The sequence below is a fragment of the Halomonas sp. HK25 genome (genome assembly GCF_047795635.1).
Classification (GTDB): Bacteria; Pseudomonadota; Gammaproteobacteria; order Pseudomonadales; family Halomonadaceae; genus Halomonas.
In genome coordinates this window covers 28,134-43,335 of record NZ_CP181044.1, presented here as the reverse complement: position 1 = coordinate 43,335, position 15,202 = coordinate 28,134, and the positions used below count along the sequence as shown (strand labels likewise).

Annotated in this window: 10 protein-coding genes; 3 read left to right on the top strand and 7 right to left on the bottom strand. The window is 65.4% G+C overall.

Going from position 1 to position 15,202, the window contains the following annotated elements; translation table 11 throughout:
• The first annotated feature begins 129 nt into the window (after nt 1-129).
• Genes ACM26W_RS00170 through ACM26W_RS00160 form a run of 3 tightly spaced genes read left to right on the top strand, consistent with a single transcriptional unit; the run spans nt 130 to nt 4,741 of the window.
• On the top strand, nt 130-1,128 hold the full coding sequence (locus ACM26W_RS00170) for a WD40/YVTN/BNR-like repeat-containing protein (protein ID WP_416138862.1): 999 nt from the start codon (nt 130-132) through the stop codon (nt 1,126-1,128).
• Entirely contained in the window at nt 1,125-3,530 is a 2,406-nt protein-coding gene (locus ACM26W_RS00165; protein WP_416138861.1) for an efflux RND transporter permease subunit, read from the top strand. Before ACM26W_RS00170 ends, ACM26W_RS00165 begins: the two co-directional genes overlap by 4 nt.
• A 2-nt stretch (nt 3,531-3,532) precedes the next feature.
• Nucleotides 3,533-4,741, top strand: a complete 1,209-nt coding sequence (locus ACM26W_RS00160; RefSeq protein ID WP_416138860.1) for an NADH:flavin oxidoreductase — start codon at nt 3,533-3,535, stop codon at nt 4,739-4,741.
• Nucleotides 4,742-4,892: 151 nt separating this feature from the next.
• On the opposite strand, the gene ACM26W_RS00155 is transcribed toward ACM26W_RS00160, so the two are convergent.
• The 7 genes from ACM26W_RS00155 to ACM26W_RS00125 form a co-directional block, all read right to left on the bottom strand.
• Nucleotides 4,893-6,083: an acyl-CoA dehydrogenase family protein gene (locus ACM26W_RS00155; protein WP_416138859.1), complete on the bottom strand. Its 1,191-nt coding sequence runs from the start codon at nt 6,081-6,083 to the stop codon at nt 4,893-4,895.
• The gene (locus ACM26W_RS00150; protein WP_416138858.1) at nt 6,080-7,252 is read right to left on the bottom strand and encodes an acyl-CoA dehydrogenase family protein; all 1,173 of its coding nucleotides are present in this window, start codon (nt 7,250-7,252) and stop codon (nt 6,080-6,082) included. The genes ACM26W_RS00155 and ACM26W_RS00150 overlap by 4 nt, the downstream gene beginning before the upstream one ends.
• 193 nt (nt 7,253-7,445) lie before the next feature.
• Entirely contained in the window at nt 7,446-8,999 is a 1,554-nt protein-coding gene (locus ACM26W_RS00145; protein ID WP_416138857.1) for an MFS transporter, read from the bottom strand.
• Between the two features lie 302 nt (nt 9,000-9,301).
• Nucleotides 9,302-10,897 carry a FadD3 family acyl-CoA ligase gene (locus tag ACM26W_RS00140; RefSeq protein WP_416138856.1) on the bottom strand — a complete coding sequence of 532 codons (1,596 nt, stop codon included), beginning with the start codon at nt 10,895-10,897 and terminating at the stop codon, nt 9,302-9,304.
• Between the two features lie 15 nt (nt 10,898-10,912).
• On the bottom strand, nt 10,913-11,671 hold the full coding sequence (locus ACM26W_RS00135) for an SDR family oxidoreductase (protein ID WP_416138855.1): 759 nt from the start codon (nt 11,669-11,671) through the stop codon (nt 10,913-10,915).
• Nucleotides 11,668-13,341, bottom strand: a complete 1,674-nt coding sequence (locus tag ACM26W_RS00130; protein WP_416138854.1) for an FAD-binding protein — start codon at nt 13,339-13,341, stop codon at nt 11,668-11,670. The genes ACM26W_RS00135 and ACM26W_RS00130 overlap by 4 nt, the downstream gene beginning before the upstream one ends.
• Nucleotides 13,338-15,077, bottom strand: a complete 1,740-nt coding sequence (locus tag ACM26W_RS00125) for an FAD-dependent oxidoreductase (protein WP_416138853.1) — start codon at nt 15,075-15,077, stop codon at nt 13,338-13,340. The genes ACM26W_RS00130 and ACM26W_RS00125 overlap by 4 nt, the downstream gene beginning before the upstream one ends.
• Between the last annotated feature and the right edge of the window lie 125 nt (nt 15,078-15,202).

The window sequence follows — 15,202 nt, the reverse complement described above, 5'->3', positions numbered from 1 at the left end:
CATCGTCAATACGGACTAGCGCTGCCGCTGCCCGCCCCACTAGACCGTTTGGACGATGTGATCGATGCCTGCTCGCGAATAATCAGGGCAGCCCAATAACAACCCCCTCCAGACAAGGAGATGAGCCTCATGCGATCACTGGTCGGCCTGTTCACTACGCTGTTAGTGGCGGCGGCGGCGCTATACGCGTTCTCACCGCGCACGCCCACGCCCCTGGAATCGACGACGCTCCCCGTCGAGGAGATGCTGCTTACCGGTATCACGCACACCTCGGCGGGACTGGTGACCGCAGGGGAGCTCGGCAAGATCATGATGTCCGACGACCAGGGCAGTACCTGGCGCCTGACGGACATCGATACCCAACGCCATGCACTGATCACGCGAATGGTTTTCTCCGAGGAGGGCAGCCTGGGGCTCGCCATCGGCCACGAGGGCTGGATTCTGCGCTCCACCAATGGTGGTGAGCATTGGAAGGAAGTTGCCTTCGACGAAGCATTCGGAGAGCCCCTGATGGACCTGGCCAGGCTGCCCTCCGGGGACTGGCTCGCCATCGGCGCCTTCGGCCTGGTGCTTCGCTCGAACGACGAAGGGCTCACCTGGGAGCAGGAACCGGCCCCGGAAGACACCGACTGGCACCTCAATGCCATAGCCAGCAGCCAGGACCAGCGACACTGGATGATCGTGGGCGAGGCCGGCACCGTCATTCGCTCCCGTGATGGAGGCGTGAGCTGGGAAGTGCTGCCCGAGTTCTACGAGGGCTCCCTGTACGGCATCAGCCACCTGCACGGCGGTCGCTGGGTGGCCTACGGGATGCGCGGCAACCTCTTTGTGACCCAGGACCATGGCCGCCACTGGGAGCGAATCCAGCTGGACGCCCCCATCTCGCTGCACGCGCACCTGAGACTCAACGCCGACACCCTGGTCATCGGCGGCCAGGGGGGCATCCTGCTAGCCACCTCCGATCGGGGCAACACCTTCGAAATGCTGCACAGCGGCGGAAGCGCCACCCTGACGGACATCTACCTGGATCCCGCAGGCAAATGGTGGCTGACCACCAGCCGCGGCCTACTCCACCGGATCGACGCCACTCCACTGACTCAGCTTTCTGACGCAGGAGCTTCCTCATGATCAACCTGATCCAGACCGCGATTCCCAGGCTGGTCGATTTCCTTGCCCCTCGGCTGATCCAGGCCAGAGCCTTGATCGGTGTGCTGCTGCTGCTGGCTACGGTGGTTCTTGCCTGGTCGGCCACCCAGGCCCGCTTCGATGCCGGCCTCACCAAGCTGCTGCCCCAGAACCATGAATTCATGGAGGCGTATCACGAGCACTCCGAGAACTTCACCGGCTCCAACCGCATCATGGTGAGCCTGGAGTGGCAAGGCGACGGCTATATCTTCAATCAGGCGTTCATGGAGCGCCTGCGTCAGGCCACCGACGAGGTCTACTTCACGCCAGGCGTCAACCGCACCACGGTTCGCTCGCTCTTCACTCCCGAGACCCGTTACGTGGAGGTGACCGAGTACGGGTTCATGGGTGGCGAGGTGATCCCCTCACGCTTCACCGGCAGCGAGGAAGATCTGGCGCAGGTACATAGCAACGTTGCGAAATCTGGGCAGATCGGCAACCTGGTGGCCAACGACCTGGGCGCCGCCATGATTCAGGCCGAGCTACTGGAGTTTGACCCCGCCACCGGCGAGCGCACCGACTATGCCGCCGTGGCGGAACACCTGGAGAGCATCCGCCAGCAGCTGGAAAACGAGAAGATTGAGGTGCATATCGTCGGGTTTCCCAAGGTGCTCGGCGATATCATGGATGGGCTGGGCACGGTGCTGACCTTCTTCGCCATCGCCTTCGTTATCACGACCCTGCTGTTATGGGCCTACTCGCGCTCACTGCGCCTCACGGCCTTCGCCATCTTCGTGGCCATCCTGCCGGTGACCTGGTTGCTCGGCATCCTCCCGCTGATGGGGTACGGCATCGATCCCATGTCGATGCTGGTGCCCTTCCTGCTCTTCTCCATGTCGGTGTCTCATGCCGTCCAGATGATCAACGCCTGGAAGCAAGAGGTAGCCAGCGGCCTGACCGCGGCAGAAGCGGCAGAAAATGCCTTCCGCAAGCTCGCGATTCCGGGCAGCGTGGCCCTTCTGACCAACGTCTTCGGCTTTCTGGTCATCATGATGATCGACATCCCCATGCTGCATGAGCTGGGGGTCACCGCCTGCCTGGGCATCGGTCTGATGATCTTCTCCAACATCATCTTCATGCCGATCATTCTCTCCTACCTCAGGACCGACCGCCTGCCACTCGGCGGCGCGGCTATTCAGCATCGCCATCGCCTCTGGTGGCCGGTCTCACGCCTGGCAACGCCGGGCCCTGCGCTGCTGAGCCTGGCAGTCATGCTGGTGCTGCTGGCAGCTGGCACCTATCAGTCACAGAAGCTGGTGGTCGGCGATATCGGCGACGGCGTCCCCGAGCTCCGGCCCGATTCGCGCTATAACCTGGATAACGCCAGGATCACGCAGGACTATTCCATCGGCATGAACGTGCTTTCCATCTACGCCGAAACCGATGGCCAGCACGAGGCCTGCCTCAACTGGGAGATCATGAACGCCGTGGATCGGTTCGACCACCGCATGCGTGGCGTCGAGGGCGTCGAGTCGGTGAGCACGGTGGCAGGGCTCACCAAGCTCCACGTCGCCGGCAACAACGAGGCCAATCCGCGCTGGCAGACCCTGCAGCGCTCGGAGATGTCACTGCGGGCCGGAGGCCATGCGGCCAACCCGGAGAACGGACTCAACACCCCCATGTGCGAAACCCTCAACCTGATGGTCTATCTGGAAGATCAGGAGAACGCCACGCTCAAGCATGTGGTGCGCGAGGCCCAGCGCTTCATCGACCAGGACAGCACCCCCGGGATCACCTTCCGCCTGGCCGGCGGCAATGCCGGGGTCACCGCAGCCACCAACGAGGCAGTGGAGCGCTCGGAAACCCGGATGCTGGTGTCGATCTTTGCCGCCATCGCCCTGCTCTGCTGGCTGACCTTCCGCTCCTGGCGCGGCGTTCTCTGCGTGCTGGTGCCGCTGACCGTCGTCTCCATCCTCTGCAACGCCCTGATGTCGCTGCTGGGGATCGGACTGAAGGTCTCCACCCTGCCGGTCATCCCCCTGGGCGTGGGCGTTGGGGTCGACTATGGGGTCTATATCTACGAGCGCCTGCAGAGCATTCTGCGCCGTGACAACCTGCCGCTGCGTGAGGCCTACTATCAGGCGCTGAAGCAGCGTGGCACCGCTGCGGCCTTCACCGCCCTGACCATGTCCATCGGCGTGGCCACCTGGGCCATGTCGTCGCTGAAGTTCCAGGCCGATATGGGCGTGCTGCTCGCCTTCATGTTCCTCGTCAACGTGCTGGGCGCCATCTTCGTGCTGCCCGCCTTGGCCTACTGGCTGGGCGTGGGCCGCCATGAGCGCCAGGCCGCTGCCAATGCCGATACCGGCAACTCTCTCGAGCCGGCTACCCAGGGAGGAACCTGACCATGAGCCACCCCTCGACGCCATTCCGCATCGGCCCCCTGACCCTCCGCAACCGACTAATCAAGGCCGCCACCAACGAGGGCATGTCTCGCCAGGGCCTGCCGACGCGCCAGCTGGTGCGCTTCCACGAGGCGGTCGCCGCAGGTGGCGCCGGCCTCACCACCCTGGCCTACTGTGCAGTGAGTGCGGCGGGCACCACCCTGAATGACCAGATCGTCCTCGACGAGACGGCCCTGCCCCACCTCCAGGCGCTGACCGAGGCGGTGCACCGCCAGGGGGGCGCGGCCTCAGCTCAGATCACCCACGGCGGCTGCTTCACCTTCGTGCGCGGGCACGGACGCCCCTGGTCGGCCAGCGGCGGCGTGAACAAGATCGGCATGATGAGTGGCCAGCTGCTCAAGCGCGCCATGGGCGAGCAGGAGATGGAGGCGGTCGCCGCCCAGTTTGCCGAGGCGGCGCGCCTGGCAAAGCGCGCCGGGTTCGACGCGGTGGAGATCCACATGGGGCATGGCTACCTGCTCAGCCAGTTCCTCTCCCCGCTCTACAACCAGCGGCTCGATGCGTACGGAGGCGATATCGAAGGCCGCGCGCACTTTCCCCTGCGGGTGCTGCGGCGCGTGCTCGACGCAGTGGGCGATAAGATGGCGGTGATCTGCAAGTACAGCATGACCGACGGCTGCCGAGGCGGGAACCGCACCGAGGAGGGTGTCGCTATTGCCCGCCTGCTGGAGCGCGAGGGGGCCCATATGCTGGTGCTCAGCGCCGGCCTAAACGCCGAGTCGATCACCACCATGTTCGGCTCCTCGTTTCCGGCGGAGAACCGTGCCGTGGTCACCAATCCGCTCATGAAGGCGGCCATGTTCCTGCAGCAGCGCTTTCAGCGCGAGGTGCCCTTTCGCGAGCTCTATCTGCTCGAGAAGGCTCGCCGGGTGCGCCAGGCAGTATCGCTTCCCTTGGCGTACCTGGGTGGCGTAAGCAACGCCGCCAACGTCCTTCAGATCCTGGAGGAAGGCTTCGAGGCCGTTGCCCTGGGGCGAGTGCTGATTCACGACCCGGACTTCGTGGCCTCGGTGTGCCAGGATGCGGCCCATCAGAGCGGCTGCACCCACTGCAACCGCTGCGTGGCCATGATGTACACCGAGGGCGGCACCTCCTGCGTGCTCAAGGCTCCCGGCGACCCTCGGCTCAATCGCCAGCCGGCAGCGGGCTAGCCGACCACCAACGGCCAAGGGCGCTATCGCCGCCGCCCGGCTCGACCGTTCATTAACCGGCTCATCACCTGAAATACCATCAGAAAAGCCGCTGGCGGTGTGAACTCCAAGGCCAGCGGCGTTATGCCGACCCCGATTCGCTCGGCCGGGCTCAGGTCGGCCGCGACTCCTTGGGCATGCCCAGTGCCCGCTCGGCGATGATATTGCGCTGGATCTCGCTGGTGCCGCCATAGATGGTATCGGCGCGGCTGAACAGGAACAGTGACTGCAGGCGCCCCAGCGCGTAGGGGGCCCCTTCCAGGATCTCCGCCTCCTCGCCGAGGATATCCATGGCCAGCTTGCCCAACGCCACATGCCAGCTCGACCAGTCCAGCTTGTAGATCAGCGCCTCGGGCCTGAGGCTGCCGTCCTGGGGGCCCGACAGCATGCGCAGAGCGTTATAGCGCATGATAGTCAAGCCGCTCCAGGCCTGGGCCAGCCGCTGCCTGATCAGCGGGTCACGCCCGCTGCCGTTCTCCCGTGCCCGGGCCATCAGCCACTCGAGCTCGTTGCGAAACTGCATCTGCTGGCCCAGGGTCGAAACGCCACGCTCGAAGCCGAGCAGCGCCATGGCGATGCGCCAGCCGTCGCCGGGCGCGCCGAGGATATTGTCGGCCGCGGTCACGGCATCATCGAAGAACACCTCGTTGAACTCGGAGGTGCCAGTAAGCTGCTCGATGGGACGCACCGTGATGCCCGGCTGGTCCATCGGCACCAGCAGGAAGGCGAGCCCGTCCCGGCCCCGGCTCTGGGGATCGGTGCGAGCGATGACGAAGCACCAGTCCGACTCGTGGGCAAGGGACGTCCAGACCTTCTGGCCGTTGAGGACCCACTGTCCCGAGGCCTCGTCCAGGCTGGCACGGGTGCGGATATTGGCCAGGTCGGAGCCGGCCCCGGGCTCCGAATAGCCCTGACACCAGAACTCGCGCCCCTCGACAATGCCGGGCAGGAAGCGGCGCCGCTGAGCTTCGCTACCGAAGGCGGCGATGGTTGGGCCGGCCAGCCCCTCACCGATGTGTCCCATGCGCCCGGGACCGCCGGCGCGTGCATACTCCTCGTGGAAGATCACCTGCTGATTGATCGACAGGCCACGCCCTCCATGCCCCGGCGCCCACCCCACGCAGGTCCAGCCGCCTTCGGCGAGGTGGCGCTCCCAGGCCTTGCGCTCTTCGGGGAAGGCATGCTCATCACCAGGGCCGCCGCGAAAGCGCAGCGCCGCAAACTCGCCCTTGAGGTTGGCCTCGAGCCAGCCTGCGATCTCGTGGCGAAAGGCTTCGTCCTCACGGCTGAAACCGATCTTCATGATGTCTCTCCCATCAGCTCACGGGCCATCTGCTCACGATGCCAGGCGGGGGTGCCGAGATAGCTCTCGCCGGCACGGGCGCGCTTGAGATAGAGGTGGGGGTCATACTCCCAGGTAAAGCCGACGCCACCATGCAGCTGTATCGCTTCAGCAGCACAGTGGAAGTAGGTCTCGGAGGCCTCGGACTTGGCCAGCGAGGCCGCCAGGGGAAGCTCGGCCGCCACCGCCGCATCGCCCTCGGGATCAAGCGCCTCGGCGGCCACGCAGGCCGCATAGTAGACCGCCGAGCGGGCACGTTCGACGGCGAGCATCATCTCCGCGGCGCGGTGCTTTATAGCCTGAAAACCAGCAATGGGGCGGCCGAACTGGTGGCGCTCGAGCGTATAGGCAACGCTCATGTCCAGGCACGCCTGGGCGCCCCCCAGCTGTTCGGCGGCCAGCATGATGGCGCAGACACGCAGACACTGCTCGAGACCTGCCCAGGCCTCGCCCTCGGCCCCGACCCTGGCAGCCGCGGCAACATCGACGCCGGCCAGTTCTAGCCGGCCCAGCCGCCGCGTCTGATCCAGGGTCGGCAGCGGCGTGCGCGTGACGCCGGCTGCGTCGGCCTCCAGAGCAAACAGGCAGACTCCCTGGGCATCACGACTCCCGGGCAGCCGCGCGGCCACCAGCAGCAGGTCCGCGGCCTGCAGTTCGAGCACCTGACGGCACTCGCCATCGAGCCGATACCCCTCCGCCGTGGGCGTGGCCACGACCGAGATGGTCTCGGGCCCCCAGGGCTGAGCGCCACCGAAGGCCAGGGTGGCGACCCGCCGGCCGGATGCCATCTCCGCCAGCCAGCGGCGCTGCCCATCGTTCTCGCCGATACAGCGCAGCGCCAGGGTCGCCAGGCAGGCACTGGCCAGGAAGGGGGCACAGAACAGCCGTCTTCCCATCTGCTCCATCAGCAGCGCCAGCTCGACGGGGCCGAGCCCCAGCCCCTCATGGGCCTCCGGTACCGCCAGCGCCGGCCATGCCAGCTCCTCGGCTATCGTGCGCCATACGGCGGGATCATGCCCCGCCTCGCTCTGCATGGCCGCTCGTACCGCGGCGGAGTCGGACAGGTCGGCCAGGAGGCTCTCGGCGGAATCGCGGATCATCCTCTGCTCGTCCGTCAGGCTAAACTCCATCGGACATCCTCCCATTATCAGATGAACTCAATCCTTGCGCCTTTTCTAAGCCTGGGCATACCGCAACAGGACTAGGGTTAGCGGGTGTCGCGGATCTCGCCTTCCATCTTGCTACTACAGGACCTTCCCCCTCTTCGGCCCGTGGATTCTTGCCGGTATCGTGCGCCACTCAGAACGCCCCAAGGCCAAGATATCAGCCAGATACCGCCTGAATATCCCTACGCCTGGCCAACCAGGGCGTCAACGCCAGCGCCAGCGCCAACATGCCGAGCATCAGGTAACCCACATTGGTGATTGCACCACCCAGCGAGGCGACATTGATGGCTTCCAGCACCTGCTCGATTTCATTACCAGTAGCCAGCAGTGCTGCCGTCAGCTCAGTGCTAATCTCGGCTGACTTAGAACCCGACACGGCGAGAAGCTCTTCAGCGAGGCTGTCACTCAGCTGCATTTTATCGGCCGTCTCGTCAACAACGCGTCGAGTATGCAGAGTCGAAGAGAGTCCAAAAATGGCCAGCGCGAAAGAAGAGCCCGTCGGTGACCCGAGGTCACGCAGCATACTGAACAGGCCAGACCCCGAGCCGGACTTGTGGGGTGGCACTGCGCCCAGGGCCAACTTCATCGTGGCGGTGCTGTTGGATGCCAACATGACGCCAATAAAGCCTGCCATGACCAGCACAGCCAACAGGGACGCGTTGATATCCATTTGCACGAAATAGATCATTGCCAGCAGGCTGCCCAGCAGTGATAGGATAGAAATCAGCTTGGGCTCAAATCGATCTATAAGCTTGCCGGCAACCGGTGAGGCCAGCATGGTGCAGCCAAACAGCGCGAGAGTCACCATACCGAACTGAGAGGCTGACCCACCGGGTCGATTATTGATAAAGAAAGCCAATGAGTAGACGATGCCGCTGTTCATCAACATCTGGATCCAGTAGATGGCACTGGGAACAGCAAAATGCCGATCCTTGAGCAGACTGACGTCCAGAATCGGCGCTGCATGGCGCCCACTGTGGCGCCATAGCAGTAGCAAGCTGATGATCCCCGTCACCACCACGGCCCAGGTAACCCATGAGGCACGGCCAAAATTGGCCGCCCAGGTGGGCAGCGACAGCAGAGCAGCAATGGTAATGAACAGCATGACAGCGCCAAGGCTGTCAAACTTTCCGGCGGCAGCCTCCCCCTGGCTTTCTGGCACCCAAACCAGCAGCGGCAAGAGACCAAGAAACGCCAGCGTCCCGCTGATGATATAGACACTCGGCCAACCGAAGGCATCAATCAGCAAGCCGCCCAGCAAGCCTCCTGTCGCGGCCCCAAGGGTCATGATGAACATCATGAGCCCCAGAGCCATGCCGCGCTTCTCCTCCGGAAAAAGTCGGTTCACATAGCTGAAAACCGCGGGAAATATACAGGCCACACCCAGCCCCTGGAGGAAGCGTGCCACCAGGAAGAACCCAAAGCCAGGCGCCCAAGCGGCCATGAACTCAGAAACGCCAAAGACAATCAGACCGATAAAAACCATACGCCGCCGGCCGTATTGATCCCCTAGCCGCCCCATCATCGGCGCAAAGACCGCTACTGCAATAAAATATGCAATCAGGATCAAGGCGGCCAGATTGACATGGATACTGAAATGGGCCGTTACACTGGGCAACACAGGCGCCTGAAACGCTGCCGCCTCGATAGTGACAAAAGTGGCGAACAGCAGGGCAACAAAGCTGACCCAGGGACTGGTTGGCTTGCTCATCCAGGCCCCTTTCAAATTATTATAGGTTGACGTCATAGAGGGATCACTCGCCAGTTTCAGGCTATTACGCTGACAGTCAGACAGCCCCCAAGCCTGGTAGATTAAACTGCCTAAAGACTCTAGCGAGCGACTCACACCATCGACGTCGTCCGTATGGACGATCAAGCGCTCGAGACTGTCGACAGGCACGCAGCCGGCTAACGGGAAAGATGGCGTAACACTAAGCCTCAGACCGGCATGGCGGGCGAAAAAAAGCCTGCCGAAAGGCAGGCAAGACAGTACGCAAGTACCAAGGAATACCATCAGGCGCTGCGGTATATCTCCTGCAGCACAGGCTTCATGACCTTGTTAGAGGCATTGACCGGCAGGCGCTCCACTACTCTCACATGACGCGGCACCTTGTAGTTGGCCATCCGCTCCCGGGACCAGGCGATCAGTGCCTCCAGCTCCGGCGCCTCGGACCCACGGGGCACGATAAAGGCGCAGCCCACCTCGCCCATCCGCTCGTCCGGTACGCCGATCACCGCGCACTGGGCGACCTCGGGATGCTCCAGCAGCATGGCTTCGATCTCTGCCGGATAGCAGTTGAACCCCCCCACGATAAACATGTCCTTGAGCCGCCCGGTGATGCGCAGGTTGCCGCGCTCATCCAGGGAGCCCACGTCGCCGGTATGCAGCCAGCCCTCCTCATCGATGGCTTCGGCAGTGGCGTCGGGGCTGTCGAAATAGCCCCGCATCACATGAAAACCTCGCAGGCAGACCTCACCGCTCTCGCCGGCAGGCAGGTGCCGGCCCGCCGTGTCGCGAATCGAGACCTCGGTACCGGGAATGGCGCGCCCGCTGGTGTGGGCGATGGTCTCGGCATCCTCTCCGGGGTCACAGATGGTGGCAAGCCCCCCGCACTCGGTCAGCCCATAGGCGGTGGTGACCACCTCGAACCCGAGCTCGTCACGCATGCGCCGGACCAGCACAGGTGGAATACTCGAGGAGCCGGTCACCGCCACGCGAAGGCTGCCGAGGTCCGCCGCGGCGAGGCGCGGATCGGAGAGCAGCGACAGATAGAGCGTGGGGGGCCCGGGCAGCACGCTGATGCGCTCTCGATCGATGCGCTCCAGCACCTCAGCGGCATCGAACACCGCCTGGGGTAAGATGGTCGCGCCGGCGAGCAGACAGGAGAGCCAGCCCGCCTTGTAGCCGAAGGCATGGAAGAAGGGGTTGATGATCAGATAACGGTCGCCGGGCCTCAGGCCGATAATGCGGCTGTACTCGCCAAAGGCGCGCAGGTTCTGGCCGTGCTCGCTCATCACGCCCTTGGGCTGGCCGGTGGTCCCAGACGTGAACAGCAGGTCGCTGAGATGCTCGGGCCTTACCGCCGCGGCCCGCAGGGCGACCTCCTCTTCGGGCACCTCGCGCCCGCCGTCGAGAAAGGCCTCCCACGCTATCAGCCCTTCATGACCGGGGGCGCCTCGCTCGCTGACCAGCACCCGATGCGTCAGGCTCGAAGGGATCAGCCCGTCAAGCAGTGCCGCATAATCCTGGCCCAGAAAGTCTCCCGCATGAAACAGCAGCCGCGCCCCGCTGCGGGCCAGGATATCACTAGCCTCGCGCCCCTTCATGCGGGTATTGAGAGGCACCAGCACCGCCCCCACTGAGTGGATGGCGAGGGCGGCAAGCACCCACCGCACTTCGTTGGGCGCCCAGATCGCCACCCGATCGCCGGGCTCGACCCCGACCGCCAGCAGCCCCCGAGCCACGTCGGCAACCCGGCCTGGCAGCTCAGCATAGTCGATGAGCTCGCCGTCCTCTTCTAAGGCCGCAGTGCCGGCATGACGGCGCGCCGCATGCGTCAGCAGTGCCGGAATGGTCTCCGGCGCCATGATCGACGTTTCCGCTTTCACTCTCACCTCCTGGCCTCAGATACTCATCACGAACTGACCGCTGTCGATGCGCAGTTCGATCCCGTTGATGGCCTGAGCGTCGTCGCTGGCCAGGAATAGGATCCCTGACGCTACGTCCTCGGGCAGACAGAGACGATGCATGGGATCCTGGCGAATGGTGTAGTCGGCGGGCGCGACGCCCGCAGGGTAGGTTGCCGCAGTCATCGGCGTCATCACGCCGTCGGGATGCACCGAGTTACAGCGCACTCGGTAGCGCTGGCGGCGGCAGTGGCTGGCGATGGAGCGCGTCAGTGCCGCAATGGCGCCCTTGGAGGCGCTGTAGGCGGCATAGTCTTCCTTGCCGCCGATAGCAGCGATGGAAGAGAGGTTGACGATCGCGCCCCCCTGTCGCTTGAGCAGCGGCAGGGCGTGTTGGCAGCCCAGAAAGACGCTGTCGGCGTTGATCCGCATCAGACGCTGCCAGGTAGCCAGGTCGGTCTCCTCGATGCTGCCCTCGGCCAGCACGCCGGCGTTGTTGATTAGGGCATCGAGGCGTCCATGGCGGCTCTCCACGGAAGCCAGGGCGTCACGCCAGCCCTGCTCGTCTGCCACGTCGAACACCAGGCCACTGGCCTGGGCCCCCAGCTCGGCCTGCGCTCGCTCCACCCCCTCGGCATTCAGGTCGGCCACCACCACCCAACCTCCCTCGGCCACCACCCCACGGGCAACGGCCAGGCCAATCCCGCTGGCACCGCCGGTCACCAGCGCGACCTTGCCTTCGAAACGCCCCTTCATGATATCGCTCCCTGCTGCATGTCGGCGGCAGGCGCCGGCGCGGCCAGCACCGCACGCCCGGCGCGCCGGCCTGAAAACACACAGTCGGCCAGAGACAGACCGCTGACGTAGAGATTCGACGGAATGCCCACCGCGGCTCGACCCGCCGCGAACAGCCCAGGAATGCTATCTCCCCGCTGATCGAGGACCGCACCGCTCTCCTCGTCGACCCGTAGGCCACCGAGGGTAATTGCACCAAGGGGAAAGACGGGGCTGCCCACCGAAATGTCACAGGCATACCAGGGGGCCTGGTCGAGACGCTGGCGCGACTCGGGCGACTTCCCGAGCGGGTCTGGCTCATCGCGCTCGATGGCATCGTGGTAGGCTTCGAGGCTCTGGCGAAGGGGGGCCGTCTCACAGCCGATGCGGCCGGCCAGGACCTCAAGGCTGCGGCAAGGGCGTGCGCTCAGCATCAGCGCCAGTGCCGGCAACGCCTGGAACCACCAGTAGCCGCCGGTGATCGCCTGGCGAATCGCCTGACGGCGCAGGCGGCGGTCCAGGATCAGCCAGGCCCGCCCGTCGTTCTCTTCGCAGATGGCGTGGCCCAGGGTGGCGCCATAGACCTCCTCGTTGCAGATGCGCTCACCGCGAGCATTGACCACGATGCCCTTCGGCCAGCAGTGCGGAGGGTTGATGAAGCGCCAGGCCGATACCCGCTCCAGCCGATCCGCCGCCGCACCCACGCTGACCCCGAGCCGGATGCCGCTGCCGTCACACCCGGCGGTGCCGATGCGAAAGTTGCGCCGATAGCGCGAGGCGTGAGTGCGCACCATCTCGCGGTTGAAGATGAAGCCGCCGGTAGAGAGCACCACGCCGCGCCGAGCCATGATCTTGAGCGGCACGGCATGGCGGCGCTCGAGTTCGCCCAGGCGTCTGCGCAGGCGGTCGGCGTAGCGCGGTGCCAGGTTCTGGCAGCGCTCGGCCCGGCGAGCTAGGCGCCGATGCTGACGTTCCACCGGGCTATCGGGGTCCAGCCGCCATGCCTCCACACCTAGCACGCGGCCCTCGTCATCGACGATGAGGCGCTGCACCGCCGCCTGGGTCAGCGTCTGCACCCCGGCCTCCAGGCAGGCCTGCTTCAGGTGCCCGTACAGCACCACGCCACCGTGCCCCTTGCCCAGGGTGCGATGCCCGCGGGGCGCCGGCGGCCGCTCACCGCGACAGGCCGGCACCAGCTCGTTGCCCGAGTAGTAGAGGTAGTAGCCGTCGGAAGGGTAGGAGGTCTTGCCCCCCGGCGGCATGCTGGCGTCATAGGGCGCGCCGAGAGACTCGAGCCAAGCCAGGTTGGCCCGGCTCTCCTGACAGAAGCGCCACAGGGTGGCGTCCGCGACCACCCCCTGCGTCTCGTGACGCAGGTAGTCATACATCGCCTCAGGGGAGTCTTCCTGGCCGGCGGCACGCTGCTGCACGGTGCCGCCGCCGGCATAAACCACGCCGCCGCTGCGGGCACTGGCCCCGCCTCCTTCAAAGCGGTCCAGTACAAGCACGTCGCCGCCTGCCGCCCGTGCCTCCAGGGCGGCACAGGCGCCTGCTGCCCCCCAGCCGACCACAAGTACATCGCAGCGCCGATCCCAGGCCCCGTCATCGCCCTCGGGCCAGCGCAGCGGCGCCTGAATCTCAGTAATGTTCATGGCTGCCCCGCTCCTGCTGAGACCTTGCGCTGCTGCTTCACGAGGTCCAGCGCCGCCGCGTAGCCGAAGGTCATGGCCGGCCCCAGGGTCGAGCCGGCGCCGGGGTAGGAGGGGCCCATCACCGCCGCCGAGCAGTTGCCAATGGCGTAGAGCCCGGGGATCGTATCACCCGCCTCGTTCAGGACGCGGGCACTGCCATCAGTCTTGAGCCCCCCCTTGGTACCGATATCGCCGGCATCCAGGCGCATGGCGTAGTAGGGTGGCTTGGCCAGGGGCGCAAGGCAGGGGTTGGGGGTGACATTGGTATCGCCGTAGTAGCGGTCGAAGACGTTGCCACCGCGATCGAACTCCTCGTCCCTGCCGTCTCGTGCAAAGCGGTTGACCCGCTCGACGGTGCGGCTTAAGCCTTCGGGGTCCACTCCGATGCTCTGAGCCAGGGCCGTCAGGCTATCTGCCTTCCAGTAAACCCTGTCACGCCACTCCCGGGGCAGGCGACGGTCGGGTTTGATCTGGGCCGGCATCAGCGGCCCCATGGCGTAGTGGAAGCGGAAATGGCCGTCGAAGATCACCCAGGCGGGAATGCTCTTGCCCTCGGTCCTGGCGTTGTCGGCGTACATCGCCTCGACGAACTCCAGGTAGGGCGCCGCCTCATTGACGAAGCGCTCGCCTCGTCCGTTGACGACGATGGCCCCCGGAAAGGCGCGCTCGGCAAAGACCCCACGCGCCTTGTCCTCCCCCGTCACGCTGATGGTTGGCGCCCACCAGGCACGCTCGAGCGCTTCGGTAGCGGCGCCGAGGGCCTGCCCTGCGACCAGGGCAGCCCCCGTGTTGTTGCCTGGCGGCGTCGCACTCCAGGCCCGGTCGCTGGGTGCCGGCAGGTAGCGCTCGCGCAGGGCCGAATTCTGCTCGAAGCCGCCGGAGGCCAGTATCACGCCGTGACGGGCCTCGATAAGGCACTCGCGCCCCTCCCGTACAACTACGACGCCCGTGACGCGGCCGTCGTTCTGCACCAGCTCGCGCATATCTGTGTTGAGCCACAGCGGCACATCGCGATCCATCAGCGAGCGACGCAGCGAAGCCACCAGGGCGCTGCCCAGCCCGGCCCGACGATCGCGCCTGGAGCGCCAGCGCCACTTGAAATCGAGCTTGTAGCGCAGCATCAGCCACAGCAGCATCACGCGCCAGCCCCGCTCCCGAGCCATGGCGCGATGGGCATCCCGAGCCGTCCAGGCGATTCGCCCCATCAGCAGCGTCGAAGGCGACGCCTCGCGCAGGTGCTCCAGCTCCTCGCCCAGCCGGCTGGTATCGAAAAGCTCCGGGTCCATGGTGCGCCCACCCGCCAGGGCGCCGGGCAGGTGCGGGTAGTAATCGGGATACTTCTCGGCCACCGCATAGCGCACATGGCTGATCCGCTCCAGCTCGTCGATCATCTTCGGCGCCAGGTCGAGGTAGGCCTCCAGACGCTCTTCCTCAACTTCACCACGGGTGGCCGCACGCAGGTAGGTCAGCGCCTTGTCGCGGCTGTCGCCGCCCCCCTTGCGCTTTAGATGGGAGTTGCAGGGGATCCAGATCCCGCCTCCTGACAGGGCCGAGGTGCCGCCATACCGGTCGCTCTTTTCGACGATCAGCGTCTTCATCCCGTTTTCGGCAGCGAAGAGTGCCGCCGTCATGGCCCCGGCTCCGGAGCCCACCACGACGACATCGAAGGAGTCCACGGGTTGCGCGTAAGAGGTCATCCACCTGTCTCCCGGCATTGTCATTGTCAAGCCAGCTTCGTCTGCGGCCACCAAGGCGGCGCGTAGGATCGAAGCATCCACTACAACGCATGATGGGAGGCCCGGGGCCTCCCATCATCGTCAAA

Coding starts and splice junctions, on each gene's coding strand:
- ACM26W_RS00145 (WP_416138857.1), bottom strand. CDS start 8,999: ATGAGCAAGCCAACCAGTCCCTGGGTCAGCTTTGTTGCCCTGCTGTTC.
- ACM26W_RS00165 (WP_416138861.1), top strand. CDS start 1,125: ATGATCAACCTGATCCAGACCGCGATTCCCAGGCTGGTCGATTTCCTT.
- ACM26W_RS00125 (WP_416138853.1), bottom strand. CDS start 15,077: ATGACCTCTTACGCGCAACCCGTGGACTCCTTCGATGTCGTCGTGGTG.
- ACM26W_RS00160 (WP_416138860.1), top strand. CDS start 3,533: ATGAGCCACCCCTCGACGCCATTCCGCATCGGCCCCCTGACCCTCCGC.
- ACM26W_RS00130 (WP_416138854.1), bottom strand. CDS start 13,341: ATGAACATTACTGAGATTCAGGCGCCGCTGCGCTGGCCCGAGGGCGAT.
- ACM26W_RS00170 (WP_416138862.1), top strand. CDS start 130: ATGCGATCACTGGTCGGCCTGTTCACTACGCTGTTAGTGGCGGCGGCG.
- ACM26W_RS00150 (WP_416138858.1), bottom strand. CDS start 7,252: ATGGAGTTTAGCCTGACGGACGAGCAGAGGATGATCCGCGATTCCGCC.
- ACM26W_RS00155 (WP_416138859.1), bottom strand. CDS start 6,083: ATGAAGATCGGTTTCAGCCGTGAGGACGAAGCCTTTCGCCACGAGATC.
- ACM26W_RS00135 (WP_416138855.1), bottom strand. CDS start 11,671: ATGAAGGGGCGTTTCGAAGGCAAGGTCGCGCTGGTGACCGGCGGTGCC.